The sequence below is a fragment of the Furfurilactobacillus sp. WILCCON 0119 genome, assembly GCF_053471565.1.
This window is the reverse complement of sequence record NZ_JBPCCV010000003.1, coordinates 53125-76589: the sequence shown is the minus strand read 5'-3', so window position 1 is coordinate 76589 and position 23465 is coordinate 53125. Positions and strand designations below refer to the sequence as shown.

The 23465-nt window shown below is 48.8% G+C and carries 24 protein-coding genes; 21 read left to right on the top strand and 3 right to left on the bottom strand.

The window, feature by feature from the left end; genetic code table 11:
- The first annotated feature begins 92 nt into the window (after positions 1 to 92).
- From metG to ispE, 6 genes are all read left to right on the top strand, one after another.
- Positions 93 to 2129, top strand: coding sequence for a methionine--tRNA ligase (gene metG / locus ACRYI5_RS05885; RefSeq protein WP_407879038.1), 2037 nt, complete (start codon positions 93 to 95; stop codon positions 2127 to 2129).
- A 30-nt stretch (positions 2130 to 2159) separates the two neighbouring features.
- Positions 2160 to 2939 (top strand): TatD family hydrolase, encoded by a 780-nt coding sequence (locus ACRYI5_RS05880; RefSeq protein WP_407879040.1) that lies wholly within the window; start codon positions 2160 to 2162, stop codon positions 2937 to 2939.
- Entirely contained in the window at positions 2939 to 3502 is a 564-nt protein-coding gene (gene rnmV / locus ACRYI5_RS05875; protein ID WP_448224606.1) for a ribonuclease M5, read from the top strand. The genes ACRYI5_RS05880 and rnmV overlap by 1 nt, the downstream gene beginning before the upstream one ends.
- A gap of 22 nt (positions 3503 to 3524) precedes the next feature.
- Complete coding sequence (gene rsmA / locus ACRYI5_RS05870; protein ID WP_407879043.1) at positions 3525 to 4427, top strand: 16S rRNA (adenine(1518)-N(6)/adenine(1519)-N(6))-dimethyltransferase RsmA; 903 nt, start codon at positions 3525 to 3527, stop codon at positions 4425 to 4427.
- 90 nt (positions 4428 to 4517) lie between these two features.
- Positions 4518 to 4757 carry a Veg family protein gene (locus tag ACRYI5_RS05865; RefSeq protein ID WP_407879045.1) on the top strand — a complete coding sequence of 80 codons (240 nt, stop codon included), beginning with the start codon at positions 4518 to 4520 and terminating at the stop codon, positions 4755 to 4757.
- A 163-nt stretch (positions 4758 to 4920) separates the two neighbouring features.
- Positions 4921 to 5829 (top strand): 4-(cytidine 5'-diphospho)-2-C-methyl-D-erythritol kinase, encoded by a 909-nt coding sequence (ispE, locus tag ACRYI5_RS05860; protein WP_448224791.1) that lies wholly within the window; start codon positions 4921 to 4923, stop codon positions 5827 to 5829.
- Positions 5830 to 5896: 67 nt separating this feature from the next.
- Here ispE and ACRYI5_RS05855 read toward each other — a convergent pair whose 3' ends face one another.
- Positions 5897 to 7369, bottom strand: coding sequence for an ABC-F family ATP-binding cassette domain-containing protein (locus ACRYI5_RS05855; protein ID WP_448224605.1), 1473 nt, complete (start codon positions 7367 to 7369; stop codon positions 5897 to 5899).
- Positions 7370 to 7698: 329 nt separating this feature from the next.
- A complete protein-coding gene (locus ACRYI5_RS05850) occupies positions 7699 to 8106 on the bottom strand; it encodes a hypothetical protein (protein WP_448224604.1) in 408 nt (135 codons plus the stop codon).
- Between the two features lie 108 nt (positions 8107 to 8214).
- Here ACRYI5_RS05850 and ACRYI5_RS05845 point away from each other — a divergent pair, with 108 nt between their 5' ends.
- The 15 genes from ACRYI5_RS05845 (at position 8215) to ACRYI5_RS05775 (ending at position 21784) form a co-directional block, all read left to right on the top strand.
- On the top strand, positions 8215 to 9129 hold the full coding sequence (locus tag ACRYI5_RS05845; protein WP_448224603.1) for a metal ABC transporter solute-binding protein, Zn/Mn family: 915 nt from the start codon (positions 8215 to 8217) through the stop codon (positions 9127 to 9129).
- Positions 9119 to 9829: a metal ABC transporter ATP-binding protein gene (locus ACRYI5_RS05840; RefSeq protein WP_407879053.1), complete on the top strand. Its 711-nt coding sequence runs from the start codon at positions 9119 to 9121 to the stop codon at positions 9827 to 9829. Before ACRYI5_RS05845 ends, ACRYI5_RS05840 begins: the two co-directional genes overlap by 11 nt.
- Positions 9822 to 10616: a metal ABC transporter permease gene (locus tag ACRYI5_RS05835; RefSeq protein WP_448224602.1), complete on the top strand. Its 795-nt coding sequence runs from the start codon at positions 9822 to 9824 to the stop codon at positions 10614 to 10616. Before ACRYI5_RS05840 ends, ACRYI5_RS05835 begins: the two co-directional genes overlap by 8 nt.
- A gap of 389 nt (positions 10617 to 11005) precedes the next feature.
- On the top strand, positions 11006 to 11842 hold the full coding sequence (gene purR / locus ACRYI5_RS05830) for a pur operon repressor (protein ID WP_407879055.1): 837 nt from the start codon (positions 11006 to 11008) through the stop codon (positions 11840 to 11842).
- 6 nt (positions 11843 to 11848) lie between these two features.
- Positions 11849 to 13231, top strand: a complete 1383-nt coding sequence (gene glmU, locus ACRYI5_RS05825) for a bifunctional UDP-N-acetylglucosamine diphosphorylase/glucosamine-1-phosphate N-acetyltransferase GlmU (RefSeq protein ID WP_448224601.1) — start codon at positions 11849 to 11851, stop codon at positions 13229 to 13231.
- A gap of 93 nt (positions 13232 to 13324) precedes the next feature.
- On the top strand, positions 13325 to 14311 hold the full coding sequence (locus ACRYI5_RS05820) for a ribose-phosphate diphosphokinase (RefSeq protein ID WP_407879059.1): 987 nt from the start codon (positions 13325 to 13327) through the stop codon (positions 14309 to 14311).
- Positions 14312 to 14376: 65 nt separating this feature from the next.
- Positions 14377 to 14739 (top strand): DUF3899 domain-containing protein, encoded by a 363-nt coding sequence (locus tag ACRYI5_RS05815; RefSeq protein ID WP_448224600.1) that lies wholly within the window; start codon positions 14377 to 14379, stop codon positions 14737 to 14739.
- A gap of 152 nt (positions 14740 to 14891) precedes the next feature.
- Positions 14892 to 15275, top strand: coding sequence for a MarR family winged helix-turn-helix transcriptional regulator (locus ACRYI5_RS05810; protein ID WP_448224599.1), 384 nt, complete (start codon positions 14892 to 14894; stop codon positions 15273 to 15275).
- A 281-nt stretch (positions 15276 to 15556) separates the two neighbouring features.
- Positions 15557 to 16120, top strand: a complete 564-nt coding sequence (locus ACRYI5_RS05805; protein WP_448224598.1) for a WxL domain-containing protein — start codon at positions 15557 to 15559, stop codon at positions 16118 to 16120.
- 49 nt (positions 16121 to 16169) lie between these two features.
- Positions 16170 to 16814, top strand: a complete 645-nt coding sequence (locus tag ACRYI5_RS05800; RefSeq protein WP_448224597.1) for a WxL domain-containing protein — start codon at positions 16170 to 16172, stop codon at positions 16812 to 16814.
- Positions 16815 to 16893: 79 nt separating this feature from the next.
- Positions 16894 to 17931: a WxL protein peptidoglycan domain-containing protein gene (locus tag ACRYI5_RS05795; RefSeq protein WP_448224596.1), complete on the top strand. Its 1038-nt coding sequence runs from the start codon at positions 16894 to 16896 to the stop codon at positions 17929 to 17931.
- A gap of 38 nt (positions 17932 to 17969) precedes the next feature.
- Positions 17970 to 18587, top strand: a complete 618-nt coding sequence (locus tag ACRYI5_RS05790; protein ID WP_407879069.1) for a WxL domain-containing protein — start codon at positions 17970 to 17972, stop codon at positions 18585 to 18587.
- Positions 18588 to 18605: 18 nt separating this feature from the next.
- Positions 18606 to 19298: a WxL domain-containing protein gene (locus ACRYI5_RS05785; RefSeq protein ID WP_448224595.1), complete on the top strand. Its 693-nt coding sequence runs from the start codon at positions 18606 to 18608 to the stop codon at positions 19296 to 19298.
- A gap of 3 nt (positions 19299 to 19301) precedes the next feature.
- Positions 19302 to 20327, top strand: coding sequence for a DUF916 and DUF3324 domain-containing protein (locus ACRYI5_RS05780; protein WP_407879071.1), 1026 nt, complete (start codon positions 19302 to 19304; stop codon positions 20325 to 20327).
- Between the two features lie 8 nt (positions 20328 to 20335).
- Positions 20336 to 21784 carry a hypothetical protein gene (locus tag ACRYI5_RS05775; protein ID WP_448224594.1) on the top strand — a complete coding sequence of 483 codons (1449 nt, stop codon included), beginning with the start codon at positions 20336 to 20338 and terminating at the stop codon, positions 21782 to 21784.
- Between the two features lie 8 nt (positions 21785 to 21792).
- Here the strand turns inward: ACRYI5_RS05775 and ACRYI5_RS05770 are convergent, their stop codons facing one another.
- Positions 21793 to 23256 carry a helix-turn-helix domain-containing protein gene (locus ACRYI5_RS05770; RefSeq protein WP_448224593.1) on the bottom strand — a complete coding sequence of 488 codons (1464 nt, stop codon included), beginning with the start codon at positions 23254 to 23256 and terminating at the stop codon, positions 21793 to 21795.
- Between the last annotated feature and the right edge of the window lie 209 nt (positions 23257 to 23465).

Here is a 23465-nt window from a genome sequence, read left to right as displayed (position 1 = left end):
GGTATACTTATTCAGACTAATAAGAAGTGTCATGGTGCCAGGTGAACCACTGAGCGGCCCAGCACTTACGGATCAAAGGAGAAGATTGTTTCATGGCAGAAAAAAAGCCGACTTATTACATTACAACGCCAATTTATTACCCTTCAGGGAAGCTGCACATTGGGAACTCATACACAACGATTGCGGTGGACGCAGAGGCACGGTACCGTCGCTTAATGGGCAATGACGTCTTCTTCTTGACCGGGACGGACGAACACGGCCAAAAAATTGAAGAAAAAGCGGCTTCCTTAGGCAAACAGCCAAAGGAATACGTTGACGGCATGGCTGACCAGATCAAGGACTTATGGAAATTACTGGAGATCAGTAACGATAAGTTCATTCGGACAACGGATGCGGATCATGAAGCCGCCGTTCAAGAAATTTTTGACCGGTTATTAAAGCAGGGTGATATCTATAAAGGCCGTTATGAAGGCTGGTACTCCGTGGATGATGAAGAATTTTTCACGGAATCACAGCTGGCTGAAGTTGAACATGATGCAGACGGTAACGTTACGGGTGGGAAAGCGCCATCTGGTCACGACGTTGTGTGGACGGATGAAGAGTCTTACTTCTTCAAGATGAGTAAATACTCTGACTGGTTGATGACCTACTACAAGGAACATCCCGATTTCATCATTCCAAGTACGCGGATGAACGAAATGGTGAAAAACTTCTTGGAACCTGGTTTGGAAGACCTCTCTGTTTCCCGGACCAGTTATTCGTGGGGTGTGCCCGTTCGGACCGACCCTAAGCACGTGATCTACGTGTGGATCGACGCCCTCTCTAATTACATTACGGCGTTGGGTTACGCAGGCAAGGACGAGACAAACTTTGACAAGTTCTGGCCAGCAAACGTGCAAATGGTTGGTAAAGAAATCGTCCGATTCCACACGATCTACTGGCCAATCATGTTACATGCACTGGGCCTTCCGTTACCACAACACGTGGTCGGTCATGGCTGGCTGTTAATGAAAGACAGCAAAATGAGTAAGTCTAAGGGGAACGTCATCTATCCAGAAACACTGGTTGAACGGTACGGTTTGGATGCCTTGCGTTACTACCTGCTTAAGGCCATGCCGTTTGGAAACGACGGGAACTTTACGCCGGAAGACTTTGTCGATAAGGTCAACTACGATCTGGCAAACGACCTGGGGAACCTGTTGAACCGGACGGTCGCCATGGTCAACAAGTACTATGATGGTGCGGTGCCAACGTTTGCGGCGGGCGTTAACGGCCCTGATGCTGACTTAGAGGAAACGGCAGCGACGGTCATCGCTGAGTACCATGAATTGATGGAAAGTTTGCACTACGCTGACGCCCTGTCCGCCATTTGGAAACTGGTTGCGCGGACCAATAAATACATTGATGAAACGGAACCATGGACGTTAGCAAAGGGTGAAAAGGCTGGTGATGCAGACCGACTAGCATCAGCCATGAGCCATTTGGTTGCTAGCTTGCGCGTGATCGCGTTGCTGTTACAACCAGTGATGACCCACGCACCGAAGGAAATCTTGGGTCAATTGGGCTTGTCAACGGAACCAGAAGACATGCAGATCATGGGGTTAACCTTCGGTGACTTGCCAAGCAGTACGGTGATCGCCAAGGGAACACCGATCTTCCCCCGCCTAGATGCCGCGGCTGAGACGGACTTCATTCAAGCACAAATGACTAAGTCTGATAAGAAGAAGGGCCGGGCCGCCATGGCTGCCGATGCCGATGCCAAGTGGGAACCAGAAAACGTCACATTATCCTTAACGAAACCAGAGATTAAGTTTGAGGACTTTGACCAAACAGAAATCAAGGTTGCAGAAGTGATCGACGTGAAGCCCGTTGAGGGTGCTGACAAGCTGTTACAATTCCGGCTTGATGCGGGTGACCAACAAAACCGGCAGATCCTTTCAGGGATTCACGAATGGTACCCTGACTACGAAACGTTGATCGGGAAAAAGGTGTTGGCCGTGACGAATTTGAAGCCACGGAAAATGCGTGGTCAAATCAGTCAGGGAATGCTGTTATCAACGGAACATGACGGTCAGGTCACGTTAGTTGAAGTACCAGCAGGATTGAATAACGGGGACGTGCTGGGCTAGCCAGTCGTTACCTGAGTGGAGACAAAGCAAATGGAAATTTTTGATTCGCACACACATTTAAATGATGATTCGTTTTATGAAAACGTGGCGGTGTTTGATCAACATGCGCGCGCATCTCATGTCACCCGAATCATGAACGTTGGCTCGGACGCAGTATTGAATGAACGCGGAATCGAGCTGGCACACCGGCACGCTAACATGTGGGCGGCGGTGGGCTGGCATCCAGAGGAAGTGGCTCATTATAACGATGCTGTGGAAGAAACAATGATTGGTCAGTTGCAAGATGACCGCGTGATGGCACTGGGTGAAATCGGGTTGGACTATCACGTTGATAATTTAGACGCAGTGGTGGCGGATCAAAAACGGATTTTTGAACGGCAACTTAACCTTGCCAAGGACTTGCACAAGCCAGTCATCATTCATGATCGCGACGCCTTTGAAGACGTGTACAAGATTTTAAAGGCTGTCGACATTCGTGATGTTGGCGGGGTAATGCACAGTTTTAACGGTGATCCTGAATGGCTGAAGCGGTTCCTTGATCTCGGGATGATCGTGTCGTACTCGGGTGTTGCGAGTTTTAAAAATGCACACGAGGTTCACGATTCAGTTCGGGCAACACCGTTAGACGCCATGATGGTGGAAACAGATGCCCCATACCTGACGCCAGAACCGCACCGTGGTGAACAAAATGAACCGGCAAACGTGATTTTTACGGTGCAGGCCATCGCAAAACTTCGTGATGAGGATCCATTAACCATTGCGGATCACACGTATGCCAATGCTAATCGGTTCTTTGGGATTGAGGATTAATGACGAAAATTAAAGAAGTTCTGGTCGTTGAGGGCAAGGACGATACCAAACGGATCCTGCAAGCGGTGGACGCTGACACGTTTGAAACGAATGGCTCAGCGCTAAATAAAGCGATGTTAGCACAGATTAAGCAGTTGCAAGCAACCCGGGGCGTTATTGTGATGACGGACCCTGATTTCAACGGTGAGCGCCTGCGAAAACTGATTACTGCGGCGGTGCCCGAGGCAAAGCACGCGTTTATCACCAAAAAGCAGGGGGTACCAGAAAATGCTGGTGGAAGTCTGGGCGTTGAACACGCAACCCCGGATGTGATTAAGGACGCACTGGCCCATTTATCAACGGGGTCGAGTACGTTTACACCAGTGATCAACCAAACGGATCTATTGGCAGCTGGGTTGATTGGTCAACCAGATTCACGGAAACGGCGGGAACAATTGGGTGAACAACTCAATTTAGGCTACGTCAACGGAAAGCAGTTGTTAAAACGATTGCAGTTGTTTCAAGTGTCACGGCAAGACTTTACCGCGGCCGTTGCCAGTCTGCCACCGTTAACGCATTCATAACAGGAACATTCAAGGAGCACACATGACTGACAAGAACCACGCAACCCGTCCGGACATTGCAAACCCTGTCCGAACACGCGCCATCATGAATACTTACGGCATCGCCGTGAAAAAGAGTCTCGGGCAAAACTTCTTGTCTGACATCAACATTTTGCACAACATCGTGGAAGCAGCTAACATTACACCGGCAGACGATGTGATCGAAGTGGGCCCCGGGATCGGGGCATTAACGGAGCAACTGGCGAAAAACGCCAATCGTGTGCTGGCATTTGAAATTGACCGGCAGCTATTGCCGGTGTTGGCTGACACGCTGTCACCATACGACAACGTTGAAATTGTGAACGCGGACATCCTTAAAGTGGATCTGCCCGCTGCAATTAGCGAACACTTGCCGGATGCGCACACGGTCAAGGTGGTGGCTAACCTACCGTATTACATCACAACCCCAATCTTGATGGGACTCGTCAGTGCACCAATTGATTTTGATGCCATCGTGGTGATGATGCAAAAGGAAGTGGCGGAACGGTTGAGTGCCAAGCCTGGAACGAAGGCTTACGGTGCATTGACGTTAGCAGTGCAGTATAAAATGCAGGCTAAATTGGCCTTCACGGTGCCTCGCACCGCGTTCATTCCTCAACCCAATGTAGATTCAGCCATCGTTGCGTTAACGCCACGTGAACCATTGGCAGTGTTGCCATTTAGTGAAAGCGCGCTGTTTCACCTGATTCGCGGGTGTTTTGCACACCGGCGGAAGAGTCTGTGGAACAATTTGCAAAGCATTTTTGGCAAAGCAGATGAAACAAAATTAGCAATGGCAGAAACATTAACTGAATTAAATATTGAACAGTCAATTCGGGCTGAACGCCTGTCACTAGACGAGTTCATCGCGTTGGCAAACGGTTTACACACGCACGATGTCTTTTAGTTAAGCGATGGATGTCCGGAGTTTCTACTACGGAACAATTGTTTTTAAGGGTTGACCGTGCTATACTGTTATGCATGTGAGGTGAATTGCATGCCAGCAACATTACAAAGTATCAAGACCAAACTGGATGCCAAATTAGGGCAAAAGTTAATGGTTGTCGCTCAGGCCGGTCGCAAGAAAGTGACAAAGCGCCGTGGCACACTGCGGGAAACGTATCCGGCTGTTTTTGTGGTTGACCTCGACCAAGAGGAGAATTCATTTGAACGAGTCTCTTACAGTTACACAGATGTGTTAACAAAAAATATTGAAATTGCCTTTGATGAAGAATAATCTGTTCATCCGGTGAAATCGCAAAAAAGCGCCCTCAATAAATGGGGCGCTTTTTTTGTGGAATTAACCGATGTGATGTTCCGGTATAGACGTTAAGCTAGCGTCTGTAATATACTAACGGTAGTTATTTTCTTGCGAACAGACTGGGGGTGACACCACGGAGATTCTTGAAAAGGCGCCTGCCAAACTCAACCTGAATTTGGACACGCCGTTTAACCATAAAGATGGTGACGAAGAGTGGGATATGGTGATGACGTCCGTTGATTTAGCCGATTATGTAGCCATTAAGACGCTGGGGCGAAACGGCCGCATTAAGGTGAGCACGGATAGTGGTTTTTTACCCAATGATCATCGAAATTTAGCCTATCAGGCTGCCCATTTACTGGCGGTCACGTTTAATCGTCATGAGGCCATCAACATTCACATCGAAAAACACATTCCGGTGGCGGCCGGGATGGGTGGCGGATCCTCGGATGCCGCTGCGGTCCTTCGGGGACTAAACGATCTGTGGCAACTCGGTTTGACCCGGACAGAATTATGTCATTTTGGGTTAAAGATCGACGCAGACGTGCCGTATTGCGTGTGGAGCCAAACGGCGCACGTGACGGGACGTGGTGAGCAGATCGAACTGCTGCCAAAGCTCCCACCGCTGTGGATCGTGATTGCCAAGCCAAAGGTGAGTGTGTCGACACCGTCCATCTTACGGCAGATCGACTACCAGGCCTTGCAACACGCGACGCCCGACGCTTTGATCGCGGCCATTGAGGCGGGCGATTATGAGGGGATCTGTCAGAACGTGACCAATGTGTTAACACCGATTACGGCTAGGCACCACCAAACGATCAATCATCTGAAGGAACAGATGTTGCGATTTGGTGCGGATGCTGCTGAAATGAGCGGAACAGGGCCAACGGTCTACGGATTGTGTAAAAAGCAATCGCGGGCACAACACGTTGCAAATAGCTTGGCGGGTTTCTGCCGAGAAGTGTACGTGGTGCGCCCCATTAACTTTGCCGACAATCGCGCGCAACGTGTCGCGCTAAGTGACCGATACGCGGATACCAATGGTTAACGAAAAGCCCACCTGTGGACAACTTGTCCACAGGTGGGCTTTTCTATTGGCGACGTTATGTGTGATCTTAATCCAACTGCCGAAATGAAGCCAACAGAGCGTCGTTTTCGGCCTGACGAGTTGCAGATGACCGTGGCTTTTGTCGCGCCACCGCATGGGTTGGATCAACTAATCCATGGGACGTTAGGTCATAGGTGTTCGTGGCAATCGATTGAACAAAGTGCTGATCATGGGAAACAAATAAAACGGTCCCGGGGTACTCACTAAGAAACGTCGTGAGTGCTTGAAGCGTGGGTAAGTCTAAATAGTTGGTGGGTTCGTCCAACACCAAAACGTTGGCCTCGCTAGTCAAAACGGCAACGAGACTGAGTTTGACGCGTTGCCCGTCGCTAAGAGATGCGGTTGGCTGATCAAGCGTGCCAGCAGAAAACCCAAATTCAGCCAGAATCGTTCGCAGGGTTGCATCGGGTTGGCTACTGCGCGCACGAACGGTGGTCCAAACACTGTCCGTTGGGATCAAAGTGCTGATGTCCTGGGCAAAGTACCCAAATGAAACAGCGTCGTTAACGTGAATGGCCGGTTGTTCATGGGCCATGATGGCACGCAGTAAGGTTGTTTTTCCACAACCATTTGGACCGGTAATGGCAACCCGCTGGCCGGGGCGAACGGTCAGTGAAAGGGAGTCACTGAGTGTGGTTGACCCGATCGTCAGGCGGAGCTTTTCAATGCGGACGGGAACGTGCCGCCCCAATGTGGCAAACTGAGTTGCACGGAGGGTGGTGTGGGCAGCGGTCTTTGGTTTAGCCACGGGGGCAAGATCATCGCCGCGTTGGCTGAGCACCCGTGCCGTTTTGGCCATTTTGCCCTGATTGTTGCGAAGGGCACTCTTAATGTCCTGGAGCTCGTTAGCGCTGTGGTTATGCGGATTTGGCTTGGTGATTTTGGCAGCGCGTTCTTCACGTTTTCGGGCCGCAACGGCTAATTTATGCTGGCGTTTTCGGTACGTTTTATAGGCTGCCGCCTGGTGATCACGTTGAGCTGCCTGCATGGTTTGCATGGCTGAAAGGTTTCCAGCAAACGGGGTGAGCGTTTCGTCAGCTAATTGCCAGGTACTGGTGGTGACGGCGTCCAGCAGGTGCTGATCGTGGGAAATGAGAAGTAACGTGCCAGAAAAACGTTGCAGTTGCTGGATCAACCATGTTTGGTTATTGACATCGAGGTTGGCGCTGGGTTCATCTAAAATCAACCACTGGGGGTGCTGATGAAGGGCCGTTAAAATAGCCATTTTCGTCTGCTCACCGCCACTCTTTGTGTCATCGTGGTGTAGTTGTGGCACAACAACGGGATCAATTCGCCGGTCGATGGTCCCTGTGGTGGGGCTAACGGTGCCGGTAAGTAAGCTGATGAGCGTTGTTTTCCCGGCGCCGTTTGCACCGACGAGCCCAATGCGGTCGCCGGGGTTAATGATCAGCTGAGGAATGGTAAATAAAACGTGCTGTTGCCGTGTGATCGATAAATTGGTTGCTTGTAAACTAAACATAAGGGGGTACCTCCTTGTTATAAATGCGTTGTGGTTCAACAAGAAGTTAGTTCTTCATGGTCGGATGCCTCCGTTAACTGGTGACCAGTGTGTAACCATGACCAAAAACGGCACAAAAAAGGACTCCACCCCTGCGTTGTACCTAAGCCATGGTCAACCAATTAATCAGCATGAAAACACACGCCAAACACGACCCATCAAGGGTGTGAATGATGATTTACAGGCTGTTTAATTGGTGATCCAACAAGGCTTAGTTACGCATTGGCTGAAGTCCTCCGAATGAATTGAATTTAGTGACACTATAACTGCTTGTAGGGTAACCTGTCAAGCTAACGCCGATTTTCAGGGTAAAGAATGCTGTTATGAAACGGACCGTCACCCCAAATTTCTGCTTCGGAAAGGGTGGTTTCGATCAACTCAATGGGAACCTGCTTTAACATGATCATTGCACATTCGTAACCGGCAAAGGGTTGGTAAAGGGGCATGACGATATCTTGATCAACCAGTGCTGCGCGGATGTCAGCAACCTTAAAGGCAACATGCGTCTGGGTTTGAATGATTGGATCAAGTGGGCAGTCAGGGCCAAACGCGTGAAGTTCAATGGGAATTCCCAGTTCATTTAGTTGGTCCAGCGAGTACATATCATAAATTTTGGCGTATTTAACGGCCGGTGCGTCTTTAATATCGGCGAGCGGAACGGGTTTGCCGATGTGGTGAAACGTTAGCGGTTGCCGCATTGTTATTAACCTCGAAATAATTTGTGGATTGCATTCATGGATGAGATTCTGTAAACTGTTAAACAGTAATCATTACGTTTTAGAATAATTACCTGAAAGGAACCGGTCATGAAGCAATTGCGAATTGGATTCATTATAACATTACTGACCGCTGGCCTGATGGGTGGGTTGATGATGGGGCACGTTCAATCAGCGCACGCGCGGTCACGATCCATTACCGTCGTGAGCTCACTAGACGTGTACGCGGAGGCCGCACAGGCAGTGCTTGGGCACGCTGGAACAGCAACCGCCATCATTAACAGTCCGTCGATTGACGCAGAGGACTACGAGCCCACAACGGCCACCGCAAAACAGGTGGCTAAAGCAGACGTTGTTATTGCCAACGGGGTTGGCTATGACGACTGGTTAACACGCGTTGCAACGGCGAACAATAAGCAACGGCAAACAATTACGGTGGGTGACCAGCTGCTTTCCCGGAAAGCAGGGGACAATCCCCACGTGTGGTATCACGAAAAGACAATGCCGTTGGTGGTTAAGCAACTGGTCAGCCGGTTTAGTCGGTTGCAGCCACAGCGAAAACGCCAATTTCAGCAAAATGCGACGCGCTACTTAGCCACGTTAACACCGTGGCACCAGCTGACACAGCAGATCCGGAAAACGAGTCAAAACCAACGGGTCGCGGTGAGTGAACCGGTGGCAAATGACATGCTGACGGCGGCTGGTCTGAAGGTAACAAACGACCATTTTGCCCGGTCGGTGGAAGAAGGAACGGACCCATCACCGGCAGACATTGCAAAATTGACCGCAGATTTTAAACATCATCGGGTTGCCATGTGGGTGGAGAACACGCAAAATTCACAGACAATCGTGGATAACATGACGAAAACAGCCCGGCGCTACCATGTACCGGTTGTTAAGGTAACGGAAACACTGCCACGGGGAAAAACGTACGCTCAGTGGATGACGGCAGAATTGACGCAGGTTCAGGCGGCTTTAAAGGAGGCAAAAGCAGATGACAGATAAAGGTGCGGGGGCAACACCACTCGTTAGCGTTGAGCAGTTAACGATGCGTTTCCCCAATAAGACGGTCTTCACTGACCTCTCCTTTCAGGTGCGTCCAGGAGAATTTTTAAGCATTTTGGGTGAAAATGGCGTGGGAAAGACGACACTGATTCGACTCTTACTCGGTCAGCTACGACCAACCACGGGGCAAGTGACCTACTTGCCAGAACGGCGGGCAGTCAACGTGGGGTATGTTCCCCAGTTCCGAAATGTTGATGCAGAGTATCCGCTGACGGTTCGCGACTTTGTTGGGTTGGCATTGCCAACACGGCTAGTTCCATGGTGGTCAGCTGGCGAACGCGCACAAATTGAGCATGCACTGGTTCAAACGGATCTCACGAAAATTGCCCAAACGCCGCTTGGTAAGGTGTCGGGCGGTGAATTACAAAAAGCATACTTAGCACAGGCCCTCATTCGGGAACCGCAATTATTGATCCTGGATGAATCAACGGCAAGTTTAGATAACAATATGAAGTATGAGTTGTTGGATCTTGTGCAGCAATATCAGCTGAGAACGCAAGCAGCGGTCGTTTTCGTCACGCATGATTTACCACTAACACAACAATATTCGACAAACTTTTTACTGATGGAACCGGGCCGATATCGCCAGGGGGACATTCACGATTTGAAAGAAACGGTACTGGAGGCGGCTCATGCTTAGTTATCCATTTATGCAAAACGCGTTTGCCGCGGGGACGTTGATTGCGATCGTTAGCGGTTTGGTTGGCGTGTTTGTTGTTGCGCGAAACATGTCCTTCTTGACCCACACACTGTCCGAAATCGGGTTTGCTGGGGCGGCATTTGGTTTGTTCATTGGGTGGACACCATTAGCAGGAATGCTGGTGTTCACCACGGTCAGTTCGGTTGCGGTGGGACAGTTAAGCACGAAGGCCTCACGGCGAGAAGCGGCGATTACATCAATTTCGGCGTTGGCAATTGGTTTGGGAATTTTATTTCTCTCACTTTCCAACCAAAACGCCAGTTCAGCCACCAACATCTTGTTTGGGTCGGTCATCGGGATCAGCCGCCAGTCGGTGGCACAGGTCACTTTGCTGGCAGCCGCAGTGGTTATCGTTATTATGGGTGTGTACCGCGCACTCAAATTTGATTCATTTGACGCGGTTGGCGCTCGGGTGGCCGGTTTGCACCAGACGTTGTTATCAATTATTTTCTTAGTGGCCTTGGCCTTTTCCGTGAGCGTCGCGGCGCAAATCGTTGGTTCTTTACTAATTTTCATCTTGCTAACGTTACCGGCGGCTGCGGCAAAGTATTTTGCCCACGGGGTCGGAAAAATGATTTTTGTGGCAATCGCGTTTGCACTGGTGGGCGTGTGGCTAGGATTGGCGCTAAGTTACTGGACCAATTGGCCGGTGTCCTTTTTCATCGCGGTGATCGAGGTGTTCTTTTACTTTGGTGGTTTGGTAATGAATTGGTGGACAACGAAATAAAGATGAGAGCGAAACAAAGTGCGTTAAGGCCCTTTCATCTAACAGAAAAGCCCACTTATGGACGGTTTTAGTCCATGAGTGGGCTTTTCTGTTAGATGAATCGAGACCTGCACTTTGTTTCGCGTTTATGATAGTAATGAATGACAAAAAAAGGTTTTAGTCCATGAGTGGGCTTTTCTGTTAGATGAATCGCGGTCTGCACTTTGTTTTTCGGTAATGATTATCATCCAGATAACGTTTGGCGATTAAAATGACAGAAAGTTGTCCGAATATCGCAAACTCTTTTCAATTGAATTGCCTGAATTCACGAACGTTGTGCTAAAATAAAGCAAGCAAAGAACGTTTTTTCCGTTCAATCAAAATAATTCATGAGGATGAGGTAGCTAAAGGTGAAAGTTAGACGATCAGATCGCTTAATTGACATGACCCGCTTTTTATTAGAGCGGCCGCGGACACTAGTATCACTTTCTTTTTTCGCGGAACGATATGAATCTGCGAAATCCTCCATTAGTGAGGATCTAACGATTTTAAAACGAACGTTCCAGGAACGCGGAACTGGTTTATTAGAGACATTACCTGGTGCCGCTGGTGGGGCCAGGTTCATTCCGTACATCTTGAAAGAAGATGCTGAGGATTACATTGCCGAACTGTGCCAACAAGTTTCTGACTCTCACCGGGTGATGCCTGGTGGTTATGTCTACCTATCTGACTTACTGGGGCAACCCAGCGTGTTACGCCAAATTGGTCGCTTAATTGCTACCCAGTACATGAACCAAACCATCGATGTTGTTTTAACGGTGTCTGTAAAGGGAATTCCGATTGCGCAGGCGGTGGCAGAACAACTCAACGTCCCGTTTGTCATTGCACGTCAGGATGGCGCGATTACAGATGGCGCAACGGTCAGCGTGAACTATGTTTCTGGTTCATCGACCGCCATTGAAAAAATGCAAATTTCGAAACGGGCGCTCCCAGCTGGCTCACGGGTCTTGATCGTTGATGACTTTGTGAAGGGTGGCGGAACAATTTCTGGATTAGCAAGTCTTGTTCGCGAATTGGATTGTGATGTCGCCGGGGTCACTGTTTTTGGTGAGGGTCGGTTTAACGGTGAACGCCAATCCGAGACGTTTACGTCATTACTGCACATTGAGACACTCCAAAGCGAAGCTGAACCGATTAAAGCAACCCCAGGAAACTACTTGGATCGGGTCTTTGGTAACGAAAGGTAGAGAAAAATGAGTTCACGGAATACGATTATTCTGGCGGCGGGTAAAGGTACCCGGATGAGATCAAAGCTGTACAAGGTGCTGCACCAGGTATGTGGCAAGACCATGGTTGACCACGTGTTAACACAGGTGGAACAAACAAACATGGACCACATTGTGACCGTTGTCGGTTTTGGCGCTGATGATGTCCGCAAACAGTTGGGCGACCGAACCCAATATGTGATGCAAGAACAACAGTTGGGCACGGGTCACGCAGTGCTTCAAACGGAACCTTTGTTGGGTGACGCTGATGGTGTAACGTTGATCATGAGTGGTGACACACCGCTGTTTAAGGCAGAAACGCTCCAACGGCTGTTTGATTACCACGAAGCAAAGGGCGACGTTGCGACCGTTTTAACGTCAATTGCCCCAGATCCAACCGGTTACGGCCGTATTATCCGAAATGACATTGGCCTGGTTGAAAAGATCGTTGAACAAAAGGACGCCACGGTGGAAGAAGCTGCCGTCAACGAAATTAACACGGGTGTTTACGTGTTTGATAACAAAGCCCTGTTTAACGCACTTCACCAGGTTAAAAATGATAATGCGCAGGGGGAATACTACCTCACTGACGTGGCCCAGATCTTGAAGCACGCTGGCCAACGGGTTGGTGCTTACCGGATGAGTGATTTTAGTGAATCCATGGGGGTCAACGATCGGATGGCGCTTGCCACAGCCACGAAGGTGATGCGTAAACGGATCAACGACGCGCACATGAAAAACGGGGTGACGTTTATTGATCCCGAACACACCTACATTGATAGTGATGTGGTGATCGGTGCGGATACCATTGTTGAACCAAACGTTCAGCTGAAGGGCCACACCGTCATTGGTGAGGACTGTGTCATCGGTGCGAACTCCGAAATTCGCAACGGCATCATTCACGATGGTGTGACCGTGACGTCATCAATGATTGAAGATAGCGAAATGGAAACAGGCTCAAACATTGGCCCAATGAGTCATTTACGTCCTGGTGCTCATATTGGTGCCGACGCCCACTTAGGTAACTTTGTGGAAGTTAAGAAGGCTGACATTGGCGCGCGGACCAAGGTGGGCCATTTGACCTATGTTGGTGACGCAACGTTAGGAACGGACATTAACGTTGGTTGTGGTGTGGTCTTCATTAATTATGACGGGGTTAAAAAGCACCACACCGTCGTTGGTGATCACAGCTTTATCGGAAGTAATTCCAACCTTGTCGCACCACTGACTGTGGCTGACCATTCGTTTATCGCGGCTGGTTCAACCATCACGAAGGATGTGGCACGTCATGAAATGGCCATCGCCCGTGAACGCCAGACGAATAAGCCAGACTACTGGACTAAATTACCACACAAATCAGAAGATAAATAAATTGTTCTTAGTTGCGCCAACATTCGTTAATGAGTACCATTAAGCTAGGTTAAACACTGGCTTGAAGACTTAAATCATCCTTGTGGAGGGAACATGTCAACTCAATATTTTGACCCTAAATTGAAGATTTTTGCCCTAAATTCGAACCGTCCGTTGGCTGAAAAAATTGCCAAGGAAGTGGGCGTGGAACTGGGGAAGACCTCGGTTGACCGCTTTAGTGACGGGGAAATCCGGATCAACATCGAAGAAAGTGTTCGGGGGGATAACGTTTACTTGATTCAGTCGACGTCAGCCCCGGTCAACGACAACCTGATGGAGTTGTTGATTATGATTGACGCGTTACGGCGTGCCAGCGCAAACACAATTAACTTGGTGGTTCCTTACTATGGGTATGCGCGTCAAGACAGAAAGGCGCGGTCACGCGAACCCATTACGGCGAAACTGGTCGCCGACATGTTTGAAAAGGCAGGGGCAACCCGGTTATTGGCATTAGATCTCCATGCCGCCCAGATCCAGGGATTCTTCGATATTCCGGTTGACCACATGATGGCAGCCCCATTATTAGCGGACTACTTTATCACTAATCACGTGGCTGAAAACGCGGTTGTTGTTTCACCAGACCATGGTGGTGTGACGCGGGCGCGAGCCTTAGCAGAATTTCTGAAAGCACCCATTGCCATCATCGACAAGCGGCGCCCCCGGGCCAATGTTGCTGAGATCATGAACATCATTGGTGACGTTAAGGGTAAAAAATGTATCATGATCGATGACATGATCGACACGGCCGGAACCATTACATTAGGGGCGAAAGCCTTGATGGAAGCAGGCGCAGAGGAAGTGTACGCATGCTGTTCTCACGCGGTTCTATCAGGCCCTGCCGTTGATCGGTTGAAGGAATCAGCGTTTAAGCAGGTTGTGGTCACTGACTCCATTAACCTGCCAGAAGATAAGCATTTTGATAAGTTGGTGCAGGTCTCCATCGCACCACTTGTCGGGGATGCCATCAAACGAATCAATGAAAACAAAGCGGTTAGTCCTTTATTTAAGACACGTTTCCGTCGGGATGGCCGGACCAATTAAGAATCAACTGTTAATGTCGCAATTTGTTGCGGCATTTTTAGTTTAAAGAAATGGGGGTGTGAAAAATGAATCAGAAAACAAAGCCCATGTGGTGGCTTGGTGGACTACTGGTCTTAATGTTGCTCGGTGGGGGTGTTGCGATTGCCTGCCATGTGACAATCGTGACGGTGTCGAACGTTTTCTTCATGAGTGGGCTCTTTTTGATTGCCATTGGGGCCGTGATGCAGCTGAGTCATGCAAACCTGTTTGCGGGCTTTCGTCGACGGAAGCACCTTAAGGGTCAGGCAGCTGATGAGGATGACCAACCGATGAACATGAATGACATTGCGATCAAAAAGAATCAACCGCTGCGATTATCAAACTGGAATCGCTGGTTTCTAGTGACAGGCGGCGTACTTATCGTGGTGGCAATCGTCATCACACTATAATGAATAACAGGCTGGTTAGCGGGGGAGGTCCTTATTGCTCTGATTAATTGTGAGTTTAACGATATTTTTGAGAATTAACCATCAACGTTGTCAACTATACTGAGAGGGCATTGATGATTAAGTGAGTGTTTGAAAATGGGGGTAAACTGGCGATGAACGATAAACTGAGCAGTGAGTTAAACACCATCTCGGCGTTTATGAACACGTATCGACAGGTGTCAGAGGTCATTAAAGGTGCCCATCTGCCCGTGTCCTTATTGGCAATTCAGGTACTGCACATGCTAAACACAAATGGGCCCCAGCCCGTTTATGTTTGTGCGGCTAATTTGGATGTCACCCGTTCTGCAGTCTCAACGGAAGTAAAGCGGCTCCTTAAGAGTGATTTTATTAAACTAAAAAATGATGTCCATGATCGCCGGATAACAATTATGTCCATTACGACGACTGGATTACTCTTTTTGCAGAGTACCAATGAATTAATTGATAATATCTACGACATTGTTGATGTCGAAGAAGTTGCTGAGCTTGCTGAGTAATCGGAAAAAATGACTGGTTAATTAAAATGGTCAACCCAAAACATGGGTTGGCCATTTTTTTGTAATTGAATTTAGTGTTGCTCCATCAGGAAAGACGCGTTGTTTTAATTGATTGGGTTAGTGAGTAAATCATTTATCGGATCAATTAAGAAGGTCAATTTTACAAAATTAAGTTTGCAAACATGAGCCGATGACCAATAAAAATCCTTGTATAGTATAGGCATCGTAAAGGGAAAGGAGGCAAGTGACGCGCTCAACCCGGTTGGACGGAGGTGTGAACGTTGGTAAGAAAATTGGCGCACGGATGGCTGCACGGGTGGTTGATTGCCGGACTGATTCTAATGTGGCTGGTCATGCCAGCACAAGCAGAATCGACAAAGGCTGACATCACTTTAACGCCAGGAACATTAAGTATTGCTGGGGCACCCCAGATTCAGTTTGGAACCAAGAGTAGTACCGGAAGCAATCAGGTGTACAGTTCCGCTACTGTTAGCCCCGGGCTTCAGATTGAAGATAGCGGTAGTAGTTCAGGGGCGTGGCGGGTCATGATCACGGCAAGCCCGTTTGCAACTACGGACGGTACCTTATTAAAAGGAGTTACCCTGGCCTTTGATCAAGTTGGTGTTACTGGTAACGCAACCACAACCAATAAAGTAACCACAAATGCAGTCAGTTTATCGGCGAACAACGAAGCCGCAACGATTATGCAGGCAAGCGAAAACTTACCGGCAAATACGTGGGCGGCGGCTTATCAGCCGGCTGACGTTTCACTTACCGTCCCGGGTGGGAACGTAAACGGACAGTACACTGCCACCTTAACCTGGACGGTTATCAACGGGGAATAAATTAAGTTTTAAAATTGTTGACGCTACGAATCCTTAGGAGGAAATCACAATGCAACCAACCAAAAAATTAGCTGCATTAGCAACAACTGCTTTACTCGCATTCACTTTGGCACCAGCAGTAACGTCATTTGCGGACGCTTCTAGTGATCAGCAGAGTACGACTGCTAGCATTGCCTTCAATAAAGAAGAAACGAATCCGGGTGAAGAGGGAGACTTACAACTAAAGAGCGTACCAACACTGGACTTTGGGTCGGTTGATCGGAATAAGACTTCTGACCAAGCGTACACGTTAACGGGGGCGGATCCTCAAGTTGACTTAGTCGATGGTCGTGGAACGGCGGCAGGTTGGAGTTTATCTGCTAAGTTAGGCGCCATTAAGGGAACCAATGACGCAGGGACATCAGGAACGTTGACGGCCGCACAGCTGTACTTCAACAACGGTGATGTTGCAACCACTGGGGTTGGGACGGCGCCATCTGGAGTCAGCACCAGTAACATGCTGACTGCCGGTGGTGATGAAGTGGCTCTGATGACTGCTGCCACGGGTGAAGGAACCGGTGAATGGGTTCAATCATGGGGGGCAGATGATGTTTCCCTGAACGTTCGTCAAGGAACGGCGATGGCGAACGCGAGTTATTCAGGGACAATCGATTGGAAACTGTCGAACAGTGTGACAGATTCATCAACCTTTTAATTGATCGACTGAACGACAACCTGTGCATCGAAAGGTGCACATCTACATAAACGCATAATAACTGTTAAGGAGGCGATGGATGATGAAACAATGGGGAAAAGTGACGACCGGATTGATGGCGCTGATCATTGGCTTAATGATGATTGGCGGGAGCCAAGTTAAGGCAGAAACAAACGGTGATTCACCAGCAACCGTCGTCCTCCCGCAGCAGCCAAGCAATCAGCATTTAAAAAATGTGGGTTACTTCAACTTACGAATGAAGCCGGGCCAGACACAGACCCTGTCGATGACGGTGATCAATAACAGCAACACCGCAACCACATATAAAGTTTCACCAAATGATGCGTTAACAAACGGAAATGGTGTCATCACCTACGACAAGTACAAGCCAAAGACAGGCAGTACGGGCGGACCGACGTTTCAAGACGTGAACCAAACAAAACCGTTTAAAGTCACGGTGCCAGCAAACGGGAAAAAGGTCGTTCAAACAAAGATCAAAATGCCGAAAAAATCGTACGACGGCATCATCCTTGGTGGGATCACCCTCCAGCAGGTTGGCGACTTAAACACCAAGAAAACAACGAAACAGGGCTTAACGCTGAACAATCGTTTTACTTACCAGATGGGCGTGGTTCTAAACGAAAAGGACACTAAGGTTGACCCAACGGTGACGATGGGCACACCGGAACTTATCACTGATGATCGTCAGGCGTATGTGGAAGTCCCACTGAATAACAAAACGAAAAACGTGCTTAGTGATGTGACGGTCAAGGCGACCGTTAAGCGGGGAAGCAAGGTTCAACAAGAACTAACAACCACCCGTGAACACATGATGATGGCGCCACAGACCACGATGAAAATGAAGCTGGACGCGGCAACCAAAACACTACGGCCTGGTAATTACACGGTGAAAGTGGCAGTCACGGCTGAAAACGGGAAGTACAAAAAGACGTTTGAAGAACGGCTTCACGTGAACACGATGGACGCAATCAAGAATGCGTACGAAAATGATTCACGGCGGACAACATGGATCATTGTGCTCAGTATCTTCTGCTTACTTCTCCTCGGTGTTATTGGTTGGCTGATCTACCACATTAAGGTTGGAAGGAGAAAATAATGCGACTGTGGAGAACGCTTTTAATGATGATGTGCAGCATGGCAGTGATGGGCATGAGCGCCCATGCCGATGACGCTGAGCTTGCCGCAACCCATGCCACGACGCCCCAAGTGACGATTAATAGCGCCTCAAAACAGTTAAGTTTGGTCAGTGTCCCAAGCTTCGCGTTTGGTAAGCAAAACAGTAGTGACGTGAGTAGTGCCGCAAAGACGTACACTGCTAAAACAGTTGTTAGTCAGCTGGAAGTCGCAGACACGCGGGGGCTTGGGAATGGGTGGAGCGTTAGCGTAAAGGCCAGCAAGTTTTCTAAAACAAAGTTTACCTGGTTCCCACTACCGTCCAACAAAACGTACACCCTGGATGGCGCCGTGCTGACGTTCGGCGATCCAGATAGTGGTGTTACCGGTCAGACGATCACCCGGGCGGATTCGGGAACGACTGGGGGCGCCCCCACGGCAAGTACCGGTTCCATCACGGCCAGCGGTAAATCAGCTGATTCAGTGAAGTTATTGTCAGCAACCAACGGCAACGGGATCGGGGTGTGGGATGACCACTTTAACAATAATTTGATTACGTTGACCGTGCCAAAGGGCGCTGTGAAAAAGGATCTGTCTTACACCAGCACGTTGACGTGGACCATAACGGCAGCAGAGTAAAGGCGAGGTGACAACAACATGAAGTTAAATCGAGCAAAGTGGCTTTGTGCAAGTTGCGTGGCGTTGCTGAGCCTAGGATTAGCCTCAACGGCACTGGCAGCGCCGTACAGCAGTAACACGACCGGGACAGCGAACATTGACTTCAGTGGTGCCCATACGGCCGCTAACGAGGTGTATGACCCCAATTATCCAAATCAGCAAAAGGCGGATGACCATACGGGTGACGGTGTTGTCACCGGTGCGATCGGGGACCTTGTGATCGACTACTTACCAAACTTTAGTTTCAAAACGGACGCTGTCTCGGCTGGAACCAAAACGTACGCGCTGAACAATAAAAAGCCGTTCATCCAGTTAACGGACGACACGGCTTCTTATGATGGTTGGCAATTACAGGTTGGTGTCTCACCGTTAACATCGACGGACGGGAAGGACCAACTGACGGGCGCGCAAATTGAGGTTGGTGGCAGTAACGTGATCAACCAGACCGGTGATAACTCAACGCCCGCCCCAACAGCGCTAAACGTGACCATTCCGACGAATAATCAGAGTGCCACCATTTTTACTGCCCCGGCGGGTACCGGGATGTCGACCTGGCAGGACTACTTTTCCGCCAGTGACACAAAATTACGAATTTATGGCGGCACGGCGAAAGCAAACGTGCATTACACCGGGACGGTTCAGTGGTATCTCATTAATGGTGAAGGAGGGTAACTTATGAAGAAGAAATGGGTGGGTGTCTTAACGTTATTGTTAAGCATTTTCTTGGTTGGGACCCTTCAAGCACATGCGGATGACAATCAGGTCGGTTTCAGCGTGTCACCAGTGTTACCAAGCAACCAATACGATAATCAGGCGAGCTTCTTTAAATTACAGGTTAAACCAAACGAGAAGCAGTCACTATCGTTAGTGATCGCAAATAACACGGATCAGGAAGCCCAGTACACGGTGACGCCAACGTCCGCCACGACAAATGAGAACGGGGCGATCGATTACTCGGCAACGAGCAAAAAACAAACTGCGGACCAAACGACCCCCATGCACACGTTACTATCGGCAAAGCAGACTGTGACGGTGCCAGCGCGGGATAGCAAACGGGTCACGTTTACCTTGTCCACACCGAAAAAACAGTTTGCTGGGGTTATCCTTGGCGGTTTTTTAGTGGAACAGGTGGATCAAAAGAATGCGGATCAAAACAAACAGGACGGCCAATTGAGCCTAACCAATAAGTATGCCTATGTGATTGGTGTCGAAATTCGGGAATCAGCTAAAGCGGTCAAACACGACGTTTCGTTAGGTGCGGTTAAGGCTAGTACCGTGAACGCCCACACAGTCATCCAGACGAACATCGAAAACAAGCAACCAGAAGTGTTAAAGAATCTGACTGTGACCACGACCGTGACGAAGCAAAATGGGAAGGACAAGGTGTCTGCTAAGAAGGAAGCGTTGGCATTAGCACCACAGTCGACAATGAAGCTCGGGACGCAGTACAACGATAAAAAGTTAGCCGCCGGGAAGTATCAGGCAACCGTGACGGTTAAACAGGGCAACCAAACGCTGCTGAACGAAAAGCGTGATTTTACCGTTTCAAAGGACGAAGTTAACCGCGCTAAAAATCAGGCAGTTGCGAGTGAAAGTGTCTCAATGCCGTGGTATAGCTGGTTGATCATTGGATTGCTCGCGGTGGTGATCATCGCGCTTGGAATCATCATTTGGCAGTTGTTTAAGAATAAACGAAAGTGAGGAAGGTCATGCAAAATCACCGGCACCGAAGTCTGTCCATCATCTTGATCCTGCTGATTCTGTTGGCAACGTTCAACTGGCCAGCGCGGGTGATTGTGCATGCGACGGACGCAACGCCAACAGAAACAACAACCGAACCAGCGGCACCAACGGCTGACTTTACCTTAGCGGCAAAAAATGCGGATGGACAAGCCGTTACGTCAACAGATGAACTTGCTGGTGAGAGCACGGTAACGTTAACGGGAACGCTCAAGGTGACAACGGAAAAGGATGCAGACGCCGTTACCATTGTGTTGCCAAGCATTACGGGTGGTCAGTACAAAACGGTCAAGGTGTTGCAAAATAATCATGAAGTTGTTGCAAAGTCGTTTGATGGGAATAACGAGAAAGAGATCAAGCTCAATTCTGATAAGTTAGCGGCGGGGGCCACCACCGTCGAAGTTCAGGCAACGTTACAGCTTCCAAAAAGTGTGGATAAACAACAAAAGCTTGCCGTTGAATGGCAAGCTAAGGGGTTTGATCAAGAGTTCAATACGAATCAACTGACATTAACGGTTGCGCCGGCAGACGAGAAAGAGACAACCGAAACGTCATCATCTAATGGTGATGACCAGGAAAAGACACCAACGTCAGATGAGAAGAAAACCACGGACGATAACGAAACAACAACCAAACGTGATTTAGAACGGGCAGATAGTGACTTTATCGTCACCAAGATGAATCAGCAAGATGTAAATTATGCAGCAACGGCCTCCCATCCGGCAATTGTTCAAACGGTGAAATACCTTCAGACTACCAACACGTTGTCCGGGACGGTGACGACGAACCTAAAAACAATTACTGCAACGGTAAACGGCACCCCAGTTGCAATCCAGGCGGATGCGGGCAAGTGGTCGTTAACACTGACGCCAGACCAACTGAGTACGACGGACTATAACAGTGTTTTGCTCCGAACAGTGGATAACAGTGGAAATCAGCGCCAGATTGCCTTGAGTGGGCCAGTGGGGATGATCACCCTGGTTGATAAGTCTGAAAACATGCGCTTTAACAGCATTTCACTGGGAAGCTCATCCAAATTGGCTGGGCGGATGCAGTCCACACCGATTCTAGGATCGAACAATACGTGGAATTTATCGGTCGTTAGTAATAACGCCCAGGGTCTAAACTGGCAACTTGCGGTAGCGTCCACTCCGTTTGTCGATTCATCAACAGGTCGGACGTTAGACGCCACACCAGTTTATCTACAAACGGATACGTTCGCGACGTTAACAACAACCCCACAAGTGGTGGAAACGCACACGGTCGTTTCCGATAAAGAAACCTACGTGTTGACTAATTCATCGGAAAAAGGGAACTGGGATAAAAACTATCGCGGCGTTGACCTCCTGATCTATCCAGATAACTATTCTGGAACGTATACAGGAACGGTCACATATAACCTGATTGTTGGCGCATAAGGCGTTAATTAGGCGTATTTGGCAGCATAGAGGGCGGTAATTTGATGAGCCAGATTGGTGTAATCCTTTTGGGTCCCATAATTTGAAATGTAGTAGTGGGGACATTGGTGATGAAACGTTGGCACCGAGTGATCAATAAGCATGAGATCGAATTGTTGGTGCCGTGAGTTGGGCAAAAAGACAACGTCGATCCCTGACGAAATTGCGTGGCGGATTTGCTGCGCAATGTTACCATCAAGCGACATTGGGAACGTAAAGTCGATCCCGACCGTAATGTAATGATCTGGATGATGAATGAGATCCGCTGATAACCGGGTGTAACTGGCACGGATGTAGGTCGCTTCACGACTATACGGAACGCCCAGAAGCTTTGTTGCTTGACGAATAACGGGTTCTGTTAGAAACGGTTGATCAAGCAGATTTTTGTGGGCCTCGAAATAGTAGTGGAGGTAGAGCTTGTCCATGATGAAAATGTAACCCGGCAAAACGCGGGCCTGAAAGTGGGTCTTCGTAATGTTTTGGTGAAGCCAGTGATCCTGATTGTCTGAGGTCAGGTGGGACAGGGTCATTTCACTGAGCATGAAGGTGTTCGTCTTCTTGATTCGTGGTTCAAGTGCTTCGATAATGGTGACCATGCGGGTCAGGAGGTCATCATTACTGGTAAAAAGGTCGTCAGTGAAACAGTGACATAGTAACGCGTTGACTTCAAAGGGGAGCGCGTCTTCCCGTTGGTAAAAAAGGGACCGCTTTAAGAGAATGGTGAGGTCGTCAAATTCAGCGAGGGCGCTAAAGTCAGGCGTTGTTTTGTCTGGCGACTGGTTTGCCTTCGTGCGTGTTAACGAGAGCTGGAGCCAAACAATTAGTTGCTGTTCCTGAATGGGCGTTAGGGTAACGTGGAAAAGCCGCTGAAACGCCACGATAAAATCGTTAATGTTGGCTGAAGGTACAGGGAGCGCGCGTCGATTTTCAGGAATTAAATGGGTCATGAATTCAAAGGCAAAGTGACGAATTTGAAGTTCTGAGCCCTCGAGGCGCCCCTGCTGAAAGGATAAATTGAATTCGGCCAGTAAGTCATTAAGATCCGCCAGCCGGCGTTTGATACTGGCATCGCTCACCAATAGCTCAGTGCCTAATTGGGTGATGGTCAGTGTCGGTGCGTGGTACAGGTGCATGATGATTTGAAAGAGATCGGAACGGTGGATAAGCGGGTATAAAAAATCCGCAATGGTACACTGGCCGTTAAGGTTCAACTCAACGGAGCGCGGATTAACCTTGAAATAGATTGCTTCATGATGGTCATCAGCATCAATGAACTGCTGTGTTTCATTTAATAACGCCGCTAATGATGATGCATTGATCTTTAAGTGGTCCGCTAACTCGGCTTTTCGGACGGGGCCATTTTGCGCGTTGACGCGGTTGATGAGTTTAAAAATCAAAGTGTCATGCGGGGTCAATAATTGTTCTCTAAACATGGGTTAATATCCTTATCAGGGTCGAAGGGGATGAACTGGCCGTCTTATTGTCAACGGGGTTGACAGTTCGAGTAATAATCGTATCTTAGTTCATCCATGCCTACTTTGACAAATTTTAGGGCCAGGTACTGGCAAACTATTGGATGGAACAGTAAATGGTTTTTAATTAGATAGTTTAATGTTTTATGTGTCAAGAAGAAGAACTAATT

What these genes read in the sequence shown, in the direction of transcription:
- metG (WP_407879038.1), top strand. Translation starts at nt 93, where the DNA reads ATGGCAGAAAAAAAGCCGACTTATTACATTACAACGCCAATTTATTAC.
- ACRYI5_RS05880 (WP_407879040.1), top strand. Translation starts at nt 2,160, where the DNA reads ATGGAAATTTTTGATTCGCACACACATTTAAATGATGATTCGTTTTAT.
- rnmV (WP_448224606.1), top strand. Translation starts at nt 2,939, where the DNA reads ATGACGAAAATTAAAGAAGTTCTGGTCGTTGAGGGCAAGGACGATACC.
- rsmA (WP_407879043.1), top strand. Translation starts at nt 3,525, where the DNA reads ATGACTGACAAGAACCACGCAACCCGTCCGGACATTGCAAACCCTGTC.
- ACRYI5_RS05865 (WP_407879045.1), top strand. Translation starts at nt 4,518, where the DNA reads ATGCCAGCAACATTACAAAGTATCAAGACCAAACTGGATGCCAAATTA.
- ACRYI5_RS05855 (WP_448224605.1), bottom strand. Translation starts at nt 7,369, where the DNA reads ATGTTTAGTTTACAAGCAACCAATTTATCGATCACACGGCAACAGCAC.
- ACRYI5_RS05850 (WP_448224604.1), bottom strand. Translation starts at nt 8,106, where the DNA reads ATGCGGCAACCGCTAACGTTTCACCACATCGGCAAACCCGTTCCGCTC.
- ACRYI5_RS05845 (WP_448224603.1), top strand. Translation starts at nt 8,215, where the DNA reads ATGAAGCAATTGCGAATTGGATTCATTATAACATTACTGACCGCTGGC.
- ACRYI5_RS05840 (WP_407879053.1), top strand. Translation starts at nt 9,119, where the DNA reads ATGACAGATAAAGGTGCGGGGGCAACACCACTCGTTAGCGTTGAGCAG.
- ACRYI5_RS05835 (WP_448224602.1), top strand. Translation starts at nt 9,822, where the DNA reads ATGCTTAGTTATCCATTTATGCAAAACGCGTTTGCCGCGGGGACGTTG.
- glmU (WP_448224601.1), top strand. Translation starts at nt 11,849, where the DNA reads ATGAGTTCACGGAATACGATTATTCTGGCGGCGGGTAAAGGTACCCGG.
- ACRYI5_RS05820 (WP_407879059.1), top strand. Translation starts at nt 13,325, where the DNA reads ATGTCAACTCAATATTTTGACCCTAAATTGAAGATTTTTGCCCTAAAT.
- ACRYI5_RS05815 (WP_448224600.1), top strand. Translation starts at nt 14,377, where the DNA reads ATGAATCAGAAAACAAAGCCCATGTGGTGGCTTGGTGGACTACTGGTC.
- ACRYI5_RS05810 (WP_448224599.1), top strand. Translation starts at nt 14,892, where the DNA reads ATGAACGATAAACTGAGCAGTGAGTTAAACACCATCTCGGCGTTTATG.
- ACRYI5_RS05800 (WP_448224597.1), top strand. Translation starts at nt 16,170, where the DNA reads ATGCAACCAACCAAAAAATTAGCTGCATTAGCAACAACTGCTTTACTC.
- ACRYI5_RS05795 (WP_448224596.1), top strand. Translation starts at nt 16,894, where the DNA reads ATGATGAAACAATGGGGAAAAGTGACGACCGGATTGATGGCGCTGATC.
- ACRYI5_RS05790 (WP_407879069.1), top strand. Translation starts at nt 17,970, where the DNA reads ATGGCAGTGATGGGCATGAGCGCCCATGCCGATGACGCTGAGCTTGCC.
- ACRYI5_RS05785 (WP_448224595.1), top strand. Translation starts at nt 18,606, where the DNA reads ATGAAGTTAAATCGAGCAAAGTGGCTTTGTGCAAGTTGCGTGGCGTTG.
- ACRYI5_RS05780 (WP_407879071.1), top strand. Translation starts at nt 19,302, where the DNA reads ATGAAGAAGAAATGGGTGGGTGTCTTAACGTTATTGTTAAGCATTTTC.
- ACRYI5_RS05775 (WP_448224594.1), top strand. Translation starts at nt 20,336, where the DNA reads ATGCAAAATCACCGGCACCGAAGTCTGTCCATCATCTTGATCCTGCTG.
- ACRYI5_RS05770 (WP_448224593.1), bottom strand. Translation starts at nt 23,256, where the DNA reads ATGTTTAGAGAACAATTATTGACCCCGCATGACACTTTGATTTTTAAA.